The 12,351-nt window shown below is 39.5% G+C and carries 11 protein-coding genes; 5 read left to right on the top strand and 6 right to left on the bottom strand.

Features of this window, described 5'->3' with window-relative positions:
- Positions 1 to 51: 51 nt before the first annotated feature.
- Both ung and AAEU29_RS06375 read left to right on the top strand, forming a co-directional pair.
- Positions 52 to 720, top strand: a complete 669-nt coding sequence (ung, locus tag AAEU29_RS06380; protein ID WP_421972542.1) for a uracil-DNA glycosylase — start codon at positions 52 to 54, stop codon at positions 718 to 720.
- On the top strand, positions 720 to 1,802 hold the full coding sequence (locus tag AAEU29_RS06375) for a DUF481 domain-containing protein (protein ID WP_421972541.1): 1,083 nt from the start codon (positions 720 to 722) through the stop codon (positions 1,800 to 1,802). The genes ung and AAEU29_RS06375 overlap by 1 nt, the downstream gene beginning before the upstream one ends.
- A 52-nt stretch (positions 1,803 to 1,854) precedes the next feature.
- Here AAEU29_RS06375 and AAEU29_RS06370 read toward each other — a convergent pair whose 3' ends face one another.
- The 3 genes from AAEU29_RS06370 to tal all read right to left on the bottom strand — a co-directional run bounded on the left by AAEU29_RS06370 (position 1,855) and on the right by tal (position 4,777).
- A complete protein-coding gene (locus AAEU29_RS06370; protein WP_421972540.1) occupies positions 1,855 to 2,040 on the bottom strand; it encodes a DUF3545 family protein in 186 nt (61 codons plus the stop codon).
- A gap of 158 nt (positions 2,041 to 2,198) precedes the next feature.
- The gene (gene pgi / locus AAEU29_RS06365; RefSeq protein WP_421972539.1) at positions 2,199 to 3,812 is read right to left on the bottom strand and encodes a glucose-6-phosphate isomerase; all 1,614 of its coding nucleotides are present in this window, start codon (positions 3,810 to 3,812) and stop codon (positions 2,199 to 2,201) included.
- Between the two features lie 14 nt (positions 3,813 to 3,826).
- Complete coding sequence (gene tal / locus AAEU29_RS06360; protein WP_421972538.1) at positions 3,827 to 4,777, bottom strand: transaldolase; 951 nt, start codon at positions 4,775 to 4,777, stop codon at positions 3,827 to 3,829.
- Positions 4,778 to 5,010: 233 nt separating this feature from the next.
- Here tal and yaaA point away from each other — a divergent pair, with 233 nt between their 5' ends.
- A complete protein-coding gene (yaaA, locus tag AAEU29_RS06355) occupies positions 5,011 to 5,790 on the top strand; it encodes a peroxide stress protein YaaA (RefSeq protein ID WP_421972537.1) in 780 nt (259 codons plus the stop codon).
- Between the two features lie 14 nt (positions 5,791 to 5,804).
- Here yaaA and AAEU29_RS06350 read toward each other — a convergent pair whose 3' ends face one another.
- Entirely contained in the window at positions 5,805 to 6,656 is an 852-nt protein-coding gene (locus AAEU29_RS06350; protein WP_421972536.1) for a GGDEF domain-containing protein, read from the bottom strand.
- A gap of 73 nt (positions 6,657 to 6,729) precedes the next feature.
- Positions 6,730 to 7,659: a tetratricopeptide repeat protein gene (locus AAEU29_RS06345; RefSeq protein ID WP_421972535.1), complete on the bottom strand. Its 930-nt coding sequence runs from the start codon at positions 7,657 to 7,659 to the stop codon at positions 6,730 to 6,732.
- Between the two features lie 173 nt (positions 7,660 to 7,832).
- Here AAEU29_RS06345 and ygjK point away from each other — a divergent pair, with 173 nt between their 5' ends.
- A complete protein-coding gene (gene ygjK / locus AAEU29_RS06340; RefSeq protein WP_421972534.1) occupies positions 7,833 to 10,223 on the top strand; it encodes an alpha-glucosidase in 2,391 nt (796 codons plus the stop codon).
- Positions 10,224 to 10,303: 80 nt separating this feature from the next.
- Positions 10,304 to 11,359 carry a bifunctional transcriptional activator/DNA repair enzyme AdaA gene (locus AAEU29_RS06335; RefSeq protein ID WP_421972533.1) on the top strand — a complete coding sequence of 352 codons (1,056 nt, stop codon included), beginning with the start codon at positions 10,304 to 10,306 and terminating at the stop codon, positions 11,357 to 11,359.
- A gap of 3 nt (positions 11,360 to 11,362) precedes the next feature.
- Here AAEU29_RS06335 and AAEU29_RS06330 read toward each other — a convergent pair whose 3' ends face one another.
- Positions 11,363 to 12,298: a tetratricopeptide repeat protein gene (locus AAEU29_RS06330; RefSeq protein ID WP_421972532.1), complete on the bottom strand. Its 936-nt coding sequence runs from the start codon at positions 12,296 to 12,298 to the stop codon at positions 11,363 to 11,365.
- Positions 12,299 to 12,351: the final 53 nt, after the last annotated feature.

Genomic DNA, 12,351 nt, shown 5'->3' with positions numbered 1-12,351 from the left:
AGCGGCTTTTTTATGGCATACTGACAGCAAAAATAACCGACAAAGAATTTTATGACTACTTGGACAGATGTACTCGCAGTTGAAAAGCAACAAGACTACTTTAAAGACACGCTCGACTATGTTGCTAAAAGGCGCGCAGAGGGGGTTAATGTATTTCCGCCTGCGGATGAAGTGTTTAGTGCGTTTTCAAGCACCGCGTTTGAAGATGTAAAAGTGGTGATCCTCGGGCAGGACCCTTATCATGGCCCAAACCAAGCACATGGCTTGGCATTTTCAGTAAAACCAGGCGTTAAAGCGCCACCATCTCTTGCCAATATGTATAAAGAATTAGCAACCGATATCGACGGTTTTGCTATACCCAATCATGGTTATTTGCAAACTTGGGCAGAGCAGGGTGTACTGTTACTCAATACGGTATTAACCGTTGAACAAGGCCAAGCTCACTCGCATAAAATGCTCGGTTGGGAGACCTTTACTGATCGCGTTATAGCTGCATTGAATGAACATGCCGAAGGTATTGTTTTTTTGCTTTGGGGTTCGCATGCGCAAAAGAAAGGACGTCATATCGATACTACTAAGCATGTAGTCTTCAATGGGCCGCATCCGTCACCGCTTTCGGCCTATCGTGGCTTTTTTGGTTGTAAGCATTTCTCTAAAGCGAACGATGCCTTATTAGCTATGGGTAAAACCCCAATAAATTGGCATTTAAACAACCTTTAATGATGCAAAAAAAGCACTATTTTACGCGACTTGTCTCCCTGATACTTTTTGCTTTTTCGCTAAAGACATTTGCCGCTGAGCCTGAAATATTTGTTGATCGTGATTGGCTTAAAACCAGTTCTGGTGAATGGATAAATGGCGAAATCATTTCATTCTATGATGACAAAGTTGAGTTTGACTCTGATGAGTTTGGCTTGCAAACCATTGATGCTGAAGATATTAGTGAGATTCGCTCAGAGCATGCATTTAGTGTGAGGCTCAATGCAGGGCGAATTTATACTGGCCGTTTAGAGTTAAGTGATAATGTACTGACTATACACCAGGGTTTAAAAAGTGAGCGAGTGTATTTTAGCAATGTGCTTACCATGGTGCCGTTTGGAGAAAGCCGGATAAATTTATGGTCTGGCTCGATTAATTTAGGTGCTAATTTTCGCCGTGGCAACATTAAACAAAACGACACCAATATGCGTTTGCAATTACAAAGGCGCTCAGCGATTAATCGGTTAAAAGTTGATTATTTGATTAATAAAAGTGAATTGCAAAATACGTCAAAAGAGGCGCAAACAACGGTTGATAATCAGCGCCTTAATATCAGCCTTGATTGGTTTTTCTCAAACAAAGTATTTATTCGTCCGCTTGAATATGAATATTTTTCCGATCCTTTTAGTAACATTGATGAGCGCTCAACTTATGGTGTAGGTGTAGGTTACCACTTAGTTGACAGCAAAACGTTGGACTGGAATTTAAGTGCGGGCCCGAGTTATCAAAGTACACGTTTCACTTCATCAAATAACGAAGAGCGAGAAACATCCGGCGCGCTTTCGCTCGGTATGGTGGTTGATTGGGAAGTATCATCGCGCGTTGATTTCAAATTTGATTATCAAATTCAATTCTTAAAAGAACAGTTAGGTGGTAAACAGCAAACCTTAAAAACGGGTTTTGATGTTGAACTGACGAATGATTTTGAATTAGATTTATTATTGTATGTTGATAGAAATGATAAACCATTTACCCGTTCTCAAGGGGAGGCACCTGAGAAAAACGATTTTCAATTTATTGTCAGTGTTGGGTATGAGTTTTAAGCTTTAATCAGATGAAAAAAAAGGCTCAAGAGAGCCTTTATTGTGATGATTGTTAGATAACTAAGTCATCTAAATCAATTTCATCAAAAGAACCGAATTCTTCGAGTTCTTTTTTCAGTCTGTGTCTTTCCTTTAACGCTTCTATTTCACGCCATTTGCGCTTTTTCCCTTTCGAAGAGGCCTTTGTTGTTGGGTCAGGACGTTCTAATATTGCGAAAATATCGTCGATGCTATCCATGGTATCCTCCTGTGGATTTTTTAACCTCGGCATAAGAAATATCATAACTCGTCTAAAAATAAAACTAATATGTTTAGCTTTTGTTAAAAAATAATGAAGGTTTTTCGACTGGATCAAACAAGGAGGAAACAGCTACCAAAAAGGTAGCTGTTAGGGTATTAATTTGTAAGTGTTTTTAGTAGGTGAGCAGTAGAAGGATCAAGCTGTTCGTAATTTTGGGACGCCATCGCATCGAGTACTTGATTACCGAGTTGTTTACCAAGTTCAACGCCCCATTGGTCATAACTATTTATGCCAAATAACACACCTTGCACAAACACTTTGTGTTCATAAAAAGCTAACAGTGCGCCAAGTGAACGAGGTGATAAATCGTCAATTAATAATGTATTAGAACCTTTATTGCCCGGCATCACTTTATGCGGCGCAAGTTCATTTATGTCTTCTTGGCTTAACCCTTGGGCTTCTAGTTCAGCTTGCGCTTGCGCTAAGTTTTTACCTTGCAATAACGCTTGGCTTTGACCTAGGCAATTTGCAATCATTGCTTTGTGGTGTTGCTGGTAACTGCTTTCACCGACGCGTGGCAAAATAAAGTCAATCATGGCGCTTTGCTTGCCTTGATGCAGCAATTGCATAAATGAATGCTGACAGTTTGTGCCTTCAGCACCCCATAAAATTGGGCCTGATAATTCAATCGAATCACCAGTAATATTCACGCTTTTACCGTTACTTTCCATATCAAGTTGTTGTAAATAAGCAGGTAATGTTTTTAAGGCGTGACCATAAGGCAGTACAAGTAGGTTGTTTTCACCTAAATAGTGTTGCTGCCAATAACCAATTAAGGCTGCAATTACAGGTAAGTTTTGCTCTTCTGACGCAGTAATAAAATGATTATCAAGGCTTGCAGCACCTGCTAGCAAGGCTTCAAAATTAGCTTTACCAATTTTTAGTGCTAGCGGAAGGGCGATGGTTGACCAAACTGAATAACGGCCACCAATAAAATCCCACAATGGAAATATCATTTCTTCACTAAAGCCTGCTTGCTTTGCGAGCTCTGGTTTTGCCGTTAATGCTACCCAATGGTTGGCAATTGCAGTGTTTGGCATGGTTTGCTTAAACCAGTCCATCACGGCTTGCATATTAAGCTGAGTTTCAGCTGTGGTCCACGATTTCGACGCTACCACAATCAAGGTCGTTTCAGCATTTAGCTTTGCTAGCGTGTGCTTAATTTGTTGGCCATCAATGTTGGCAATATAGTGCACATTGATATCATTGACATGGTTATCTACTAATGCGGCTTCCAACATTTTAGGGCCAAAAAAAGAGCCGCCAATACCAATGCTGATTACATCTGTAATGGCTTTGCCTGTAGCGCCTTTGATGCTGTTTTGTTCGAAACGGGCAACAAAATCAAGCAATCGAGTTTTAGTTGCTTCAATTTCTTGTGCCACCTCGGGCAAGTGCTTGGCTAACAAAGTGCTGTCACGCAATGCTGTGTGAAGTACCGCACGCTTTTCAGTAGTGTTTACTAATTCACCACTAAATTGCGCGTGCTTTAGTTGCGCTAACTGCTTTAGCTTAGAAACTTCAATTAAATCATTAAGAATGGATTTATCGATTGCTTGCTTAGCAAAGTCGAGGGTTAAACCTGCCGCACTTATTGTAAATTCACTTGCACGGTTAGGCTGCGCATCAAAAAGAGCCAAAATATGGCTCTTTTTAATATTCTCAGCAGCATTTGTTAGTTGCGTGTGCAACTGCGCTAAGGTGGTCATAAACCGTTTATTCCTTATAGGTTTGCAAAACGAGTTTCAAGTTCAATTTGTGCTTCGGCAAACGAGCGAATGCCTTCAGCTAGCTTTTCTGTTGCCATCGCATCTTGGTTATGCTGCCAGCGGAACTCATTTTCACTAAGTGGTGCTGGCTTTGGTAATACTTCCGTTGGTTTTTCTAGAGGATAAACCTCTGCGTCGGTTAACTCTGCAAGTTCAGTTAATAGCTGAGGGCTAATCGTTAAACGGTCGCAACCTGTTAACGCTAAAATTTCGCCGGTATTACGGAAGCTTGCACCCATTACAACGGTTTCATAACCATGTGACTTATAGAAATTGTAGATGCTACGCACTGATTGTACACCTGGATCGTCAAGTGCTGATTCTGGCTTAGGCATACCATTTTTAACGTGCCAATCTAAAATACGACCAACAAATGGTGAAATTAAAAATACATTTGCATCTGCACATGCTTTGGCCTGCGCTTCAGAGAATAGTAGTGTTAGGTTACACTTAATACCTTCTTTTTCTAACTGTTCAGCAGCTTTGATACCTTCCCATGTTGATGCGATTTTGATCAGAATTTTATCTGTATCAACGCCTACTTCACGGTAAAGCGCAAGCAGAGCTTTTGCTTTTGCAATGGTAGCTTCAGTATCAAATGATAAACGCGCATCAACTTCTGTTGAAATGTAACCAGGTACAACTTCACTGATTTCTTTACCCAGTAAAACTGAAAAATAATCACACGCAAGGGCTACTTGCTTTGCAGAATCGGCTTCGTTTGCTTTTGCATATGAAAGTGCTTCTGCCAGCAGTGGCTGATATGCCTCAATTTCACTTGCTTTTAAAAGTAGTGAAGGGTTTGTTGTTGCATCTTCAGGTTGGTGTTCTTTGATTGCAGCGATGTCACCAGTATCGGCAACAATTGTAGATTGGGCTTTTAAAGCCGCTAAAATTTGTGTCATGGTTTACCTCATTCCTAATTTCAAGGTAATAAAAATAGCGTGTTAGCTAAAGTTTAGCTTAAAGATGAATCATTAAAGCTAGATGACAAGTATTTGGGAAAGGTCAAATGTCCGTAACTCACGGTTTACGCTACTCCTAGCGAAGAAAAATCCATCGAAAACTAACTAACAGGTGATTTTTATTACAAGAAATGTTGAAATTACCTTAATACAACGACAAGTCAATAGTAATTATGATCACAGTAATATCACCTGCTAAAAATTTAGACTACGAAACGCCAGCACCGCACAAAAACTTCACTCAGGCAGAATTATTAAGCCATAGCCAAGAACTTATAGAAGTGTGTCGTACACTCTCAGCACAAGATCTTTCAAGCTTAATGAAAATTAGCGATAAATTGGCGGGTTTGAATGTAGCGCGATTTACCGAATGGCAAACACCATTTAATGAAAGTAATGCTAAACAAGCTATTTACGCGTTTAATGGGGATGTTTATGTTGGTCTTGATGCTGCGTCTCTCAGTGAAGAAACGCTTAATTATGCGCAGAACCATTTGCGTATTTTATCGGGGTTATACGGAATTTTAAAACCGCTTGATTTAATGATGGCGTACCGTCTTGAAATGGGCACAAAACTAGCGAATTCTCGCGGTGCTAATTTGTATCAATTTTGGGGCAGCATTATTGCTGAAAAGCTTAACGAGGTATTTGCTCTGCAAAATACATCGACATTAGTAAATTTAGCATCTAACGAATATTTTAAAGCGGTGGATAAAAAAGCGCTTAAAGGTGAAATTATCACACCTGTATTTAAGGATTGTAAAAACGGTCAGTATAAAGTGATTAGCTTCTATGCGAAAAAAGCGCGAGGATTGATGGCGCGTTATCTTATGGAGCAGCAAGTGACTACTATGGAGCAATTATTAGCGTTTGATTGTGCGGGTTATTACTTTAGCGAAGAGCAAACTAAAAAAGCAAATGAACCTGTATTTTTAAGAGAAGAGCAAGCTTAAAAACAAGCGCGCAGCTAGTTTGATACAACTTGGTTTCGCCCTTGCTGTTTTGCTTTATAGAGACGCTGATCGGCAATATCGATCAGCGTCTCGAGTTTTGGCGTAACAGGGTTAAACTCAACCACACCAATCGACACTGTCATAGTAAATTCAGCATCTGGCAACTGGATTTTTGATTCAGCCAGCTTGCTTCGAAGTGATTCAGCTTTATCTGCAGCTGAAGACAGTGCAATATGCGGTAACATCACAATAAATTCTTCACCGCCCCAGCGAGCAAATAAATCAGAATCACGTAAGTTTTTTTCCATCAGTGAGCAAAACTCAACCAAAGCTAAATCACCTACATTGTGCCCATACTTGTCATTTATTTTTTTGAAATGATCGATATCAAGCATCAAAATACAAAAACGCGGATTGCTTTCACTTAATTTTTCAGTTGCTTTATCAATAAAATAGCGCCTAGTAAATACGCCAGTTAGTGGATCTGTGGTTGCTAATTTTATCAATGAATTGTTTTGCGCTTCTTGTTTTTCCAGCCACAACTTGATACCGAAAACGATCAAAAGCAACCCTAAAATTTGGAAGATATCTTCGATAACAATAGTGATGACTTTTGGAAAAATAAATAATTCATCTAGAGCATCAACGTAGATGGCAACTAAAAGAATAGAGAAACCAACATAGAGAATTTGGTTTGAGCGTTCACTTTTTTGAAAGTTCTTTAAATTCACAATACACACTAGCACCGTCACAGCCATAATAAATTCAGATGCAAAGCTGATGTAATCGATGTTATTTACATGCGGAAACAACCAGAATGAAACAACTGGTAATAAAAAAAAGAGTGCTAAAGCATAAATCGACATTTTTACGCTACATTACTTGTGCTTAGTACAATTATTAACCGCCACTATCAGATTAACAAGTTAAGATTGGTGATTAAAGCGCCGAAGTTTCTAAGTCTAACTTTTGAGCTAGTTGCTTGTAGAGAGTAAGGTGGCCCGGCAATAATTTAGTAAATTTAACTTCTGCAAGGTGCACTTTAGCTTCATTTTGCAAACTCAGCGCAGCGTTAATTTCAGCTAAACGTAACTGAAAAATTGAATAGTTTGGACTTTCTCCTGTTTTAAATAGAGAAATTGCATTTTGATAAGTTTCATTAGCAAGCTGTAACTGGCCAACGAGTTGATAGGTGCGCGCTAAATTACCTATCGCCATAATTATATTTTCTGTAAAGCCAAGCTGTTTCGCCCAGAAAATAGCACTTTTACGATGCGGAATCGATTCTAGTAATTGATTTTGTGAGTACAAGGCATTTGCCAAGTTTCCATAAATTTCGTGCTGTAATTTTGCGTCTTTACTCTTTTTGTATTTTTGCGCAAGGCGACTAAACATTTTAACGGCTTTATCTCTGTCCCCGAAAACCATTTCTAAATTAGCTATTTCTACTGTGCGTAGAGGATTTGGAAAACTATCAGATGTAGCGCTTACTAACGCAATCGCTTTTTTAGCGTAATGCTGAGCCTTCTCTTTTTCATCATAAACACTAAATGCTTTAGAGGCATAAAAGTAAAGCTGAGTTTGAAAAGTGACAGGGTGCCTATGGTCGGCATTGATATATTGCTCAGTTAGGTTTTTAAGCGGCAGCAAATTTGTTGTTTCATAGAGAAAATCTAGGTAATGAGCAGTAATAAAGTACCAATCGGTCGTGAATGGGTCATACTCACTTTGCTCTTTTAATAATTTTGCACTGCACTTTGGTACGGGAAGCTCAAAACATACATCTTCAAAGTTATGCATGTTATCCGCAGCTAAAAGTTGTGTGCAAAGCAATAATAAGCTTGCCAAAATACCGTTTCGTTTTTTCATTATTTTTATAATTTATTTACTCGCCATTTATTTTGGCGTCAGCGTTATTCTAGGAAGTACTGTCACGCAATTCAATTGATTTCTACTTAAGATAGTAGTGCATTTGTCCTGAATTGTTTTTTTATGCATGTTGTGGATAATGTATACAAAATTTAAATTGTTAACTTATTTTAATGAAATTTCTACTCACTTCTATTCTAATGTGTTTTAGCTTTCAGGCTATTTCTGCATCGCAACTCGACCGTGTAGGCGAGCCCAAATTGGCAAAATTTTATGACAAATATGGTAATCAGCAAGCAAACCCATTATTTGACCTTGGTAGCTGGCATGGATTTTTACAACCAAACCATGAAAATGCTGGCGGATTTGCGGGGCCTGCCATTGTGTTTGAAGAGTACACCCTTTATTTTGCTGAATATGTTGAGATGTTATCAGTTGCTGTTGATGGCGGTGATTATCAACGTCTCTCGGCTTTATCTAGTTCCATTTCCAGTGAGCTTGGATATTACAAACAAACCTTTACCACAAACACATTTAGCATCGATATTTACTTAAGTTTTGTATCAACGCGCAGCAGTGTGATTGATACACACATTACTAATTTAACCGAAAAGCCACTCAACCTTTCACTAAAGTGGCAAGGGCAACTTACAAAGCATTGGAAAAGCGACGATGACGATTACATTTGGCAAGTAACACCAAAAACCTCTAAGCAAGCAATTGCATGGCAATTTGACCAAACTCGCGATACGTGGCACAAACTTAATGACAGCAACGCTCGGTTTAAAATTACGCGTTCCATTGCTTCTAAATCAGTTATTAACCCTGTTGAACAAAGCTACATAAGTACAAGTGCATTAACGGTTTTGCCTGCAAATTCAAAGTTACTGACTACAGTGCTCAGCTATACTCACAATAAGCAAGAAAGCGATAGCGAAGATGTAAAAATAAACGCTTGGTTGAACAGTAAAAAGCCCGCCTATTTGAAAGCGAAAACGAGATGGCAGTCAGTTGCAAATAAACTATCAAATCTGCACAGCGAACAAGCAAAGGGGTTAGCAATAAAGTCGCTAGAAACCTTAGTTGGTAATTGGCGTAGTCCTGCAGGGGCAATTAAACATAATGGTATAACCCCATCGGTGACTGCCCGTTGGTTTAATGGTGTATGGGCGTGGGACAGCTGGAAGCATGCCTATGCACTTGCTGAGGTGATGCCCGAACTTGCTAAAGATAATGTTCGCGCCATGTTTGACTATCAAATAACGCACAAAGATACACTTCGTGCGCAAGACGCGGGCATGGTGATTGATGCGGTGTTTTACAACTACTCAAAAGCGCGCGGGGGCGATGGCGGCAATTGGAATGAGCGTAATACTAAGCCGCCACTGGCATCTTGGGTTGTTTGGCAAATTGTGTCAAAAAGTAATGATGATGCGTTTTTGGCTGAAATGTATCCGAAATTAAAAGCGTACCATGAATGGTGGTATTTAAACCGTGATCATAATGGCAATGGCTTAATTGAATATGGCGGCACGGTTGATGATACGCATACCACAAAAGAGGGGGAGATGCGTTTCTCAGTGCAAGCAAATACGCAACTGGCTGTTTTGGCATCGTGCAAAAAAGGGAAAGATAATTGGTATTTATGCAGCGGTAATCAGTTGTATTTAAGTTTACTTGATAACAGCCAAATTAGTGCGTTTGATATTCCTGTGCAACATGCTGCGGGCTGGGAGTCAGGTATGGATAATGCGGCGCGTTTTGGTTTTATTTCAAATGAGCAGTTTAAAGAATATGCCAATCAAACTTATCAAGGCGATATGGCAAAAGCGAAGGCTGATTGGCAGGTTAAGATTTTTGAAAACGTACGTGATGGTCAATTGGTTGGCTACTCAATTAACCAAGAATCTGTAGAGCTTAATAGCTACCTCGCGATGGAAAAACGCCAACTAGCGGCAATGGCAAAACGATTAGGTAACAAGCAAGATGCACAAAAATACCAAGCAGAATATCAAATCTTAAAAGCACGTATTGATGCGTGTTTTTACGATAGCACAACTGGCTTTTACTATGATTTAGCCATTGAAAATAGTCAGCAGTCAACGAGTGAATGTAAAGGTAAGTTGTTAGTGCATCGCGGCAAAGGCCCTGAAGGTTGGGCGCCGTTGTTTAGCCAGGTTGCAAGCGAGAAAAATGCTAAAAGCGTTATTAATACCATGCTTAGTGAGCACGAATTTAATACCCATGTGCCATTTCCTACCGCTGCTATCACAAACCCCGCATTTGGCGCAGATGTTTATTGGCGCGGCAGGGTGTGGCTTGATCAAGTGTATTTCGCGCTAAGTGCACTAAGTCATTATGGCTATAAAAAGGACGCGCAGCAGCTTTTACAAAAGCTGATTAGTAATAGTAAAGGCCTTAGCCAAAAAGACAGTATTCGTGAAAATTATCATCCTTTTACTGGTGAGCAACAAGGTGCAACTAACTTTAGTTGGAGCGCTGCCCATTTAATGATGATGTTGGATGAAATTGGATTGCCTGAAAGTTCGTTAGTCCAACACTAAAAATATACTTGTTCAGTTTTCGGTTGAGTGAAATGTTAGCCTTGGTTACGCTTGGCTAAAATCACCAAATGATTGGCTTTATGAAAATCACACAACCTGAAAAAATTAACGAGTATTACCAAGCATTGGTAGATAAAAACAGTCAATATCTTGGCTGTTTTTATGCCTGTGTTACCAGCACGCAGATTTTTTGTATCGCGACTTGCAGTGCACGCAAACCAAAAAAAGAAAATGTCGAGTTTTGCTCTGAGGTAAAAGATGCTCTGGATGCGGGCTTTCGCCCGTGTAAAGTGTGTAAGCCAACACAAAATGCCCATTCAATGCCAGAGCCAGTTGCTACAGCGTTAAAATTGCTAGCGCAAAAAGGCCAAGAAAAGCTTTCAGACTACCATTTAAAAGAAGCGGGCATTCAACCTGAGCTGGTAAGGCGTTGGTTTAAAAAACACTATGGCATGACGTTTCAAGCTTATCAGCGCATGGTGCGTATAAATACCGCTTATCAAGAAATTCAAAATGGCAAGCAACTGATTGATTCGGCACTTGATTCAGGTTTTAACTCATTAAGCGGGTTTGCCTACACCTTTAAAAAAGCCACAGGCCTTAACCCAAGTAAAAGTAATGAAAAGCAAGTTATCTTAATTGCGCGCCACACTACACCGATTGGCCCAATGTTTATTTGCGCAACCAATAACGGCGTCTGCTTGGTTGAGTTTGTTGATAGGCGAATGCTTGAGACGGAATTTAACGATTTACAAAAGCGCTTGAATGCGGTGATTTTACAAGGCGAGAATGATCACATTAAACAGTGTAAGTTAGAGCTCAATGAATATTTTGCGGGCAAGCGAAAAGAGTTTAGCATTCCCCTAGATTTACCTGGTACCGAATTTCAACAAGGCGTATGGCAAGGGTTACAAACTATTCCATTTGGCGAAACACGCAGTTATTCAGAGCAAGCAACGGCACTTAATAACGCAAAAGCGGTGCGCGCAGTCGCCACTGCAAATGGTATGAACCGGGTTGCGATTATTGTGCCGTGTCATCGGGTGATTGGTAAGGATGGGTCACTTACAGGTTACGGAGGTGGCTTAGAGCGAAAGGCATGGTTATTACGCCATGAAGGTGCAATAAAACCTTAAGTTTTATTCGATTTGCAGTTTAGTTTGTAATTGTAAATATCGCTCTTTGTGCAGTCTAGGCACACTTTGCGGTAATATTTTTTTAAAGTGGTCCGCTGCGAGCTTTTTATTTTTAAGTGCCAGACCCATTTCAGCTAAATTTATTTGCAACCTAGCAAAGCTTGCTTGATTTTGTTTTGGGGCTTTTATTGATAGTGCTTTGAGGTAGTTATTATAAGCACCTTGAAAGTCTTTGTTTGCTTTTTGGCTAAAGGCCAAACCACCATAAGCTATTTTTATTTTTTGTGGGTCATTTGTTTGATTAGCCGCATAAAGGGCATTTTGCCAAGCTAATACTTGTTTATCTAAATCACCCAATGCGATATAAGTTTGTGCAAGATTACCGTACAACTCAAAATTAAAATGCGGATCTTGACGTTTAGCAAATTGATGCTGGGTTTTTTGGAGCAATTTTAGTGCATTTTCAGGGTCACCAAATACATGGTATAGGTTTGCTATTTCAACAATGCGATAGGGGTCCTGAAAGGCATCAAAATGGTCTTTCAGAATCTCCTTGGTTTTAAATGCAACTTCTTTAGCCTGTAATTTCTGGCCGGTATAGTTTAATGCTTTAGCGTGATAAAAATAGATTTGAGCTTTAAAGACGCTAGGTAACTCAGGTTTTTCTAGCAATGGCGAAGTAATTTTCAATGTCTCTGAAAACAACTGGTGATCGTAGTAAAAATCGAGTTGATACGAGCTGATTTTATACCACTGGTTGCTGTAGGGTTTTATTCTCGCTAGTGTGTTTTTTAGATAGAAATCACACTTTTCAAACGTGCGAGATTGACAAAATTGCTCGTGATCACTGTAAGTTTCAGCTGCAAAAGTAAAAGTACTTATAAGCAGCGATAAACTTACAATCAAACGAGCAGTATATATTTTTAATTTAGTGAGCATTCTATAATTGGAAAATATAATGCGGTGTAATAAATTAACACCGCGTAATTAAT

This window comes from Pseudoalteromonas aquimarina, from assembly GCF_049257255.1.
Taxonomy (GTDB): Bacteria; Pseudomonadota; Gammaproteobacteria; order Enterobacterales; family Alteromonadaceae; genus Pseudoalteromonas.
The sequence above is the reverse complement of the archived record's forward strand: the minus strand, read 5'-3'. Positions and strand labels throughout refer to the sequence as shown.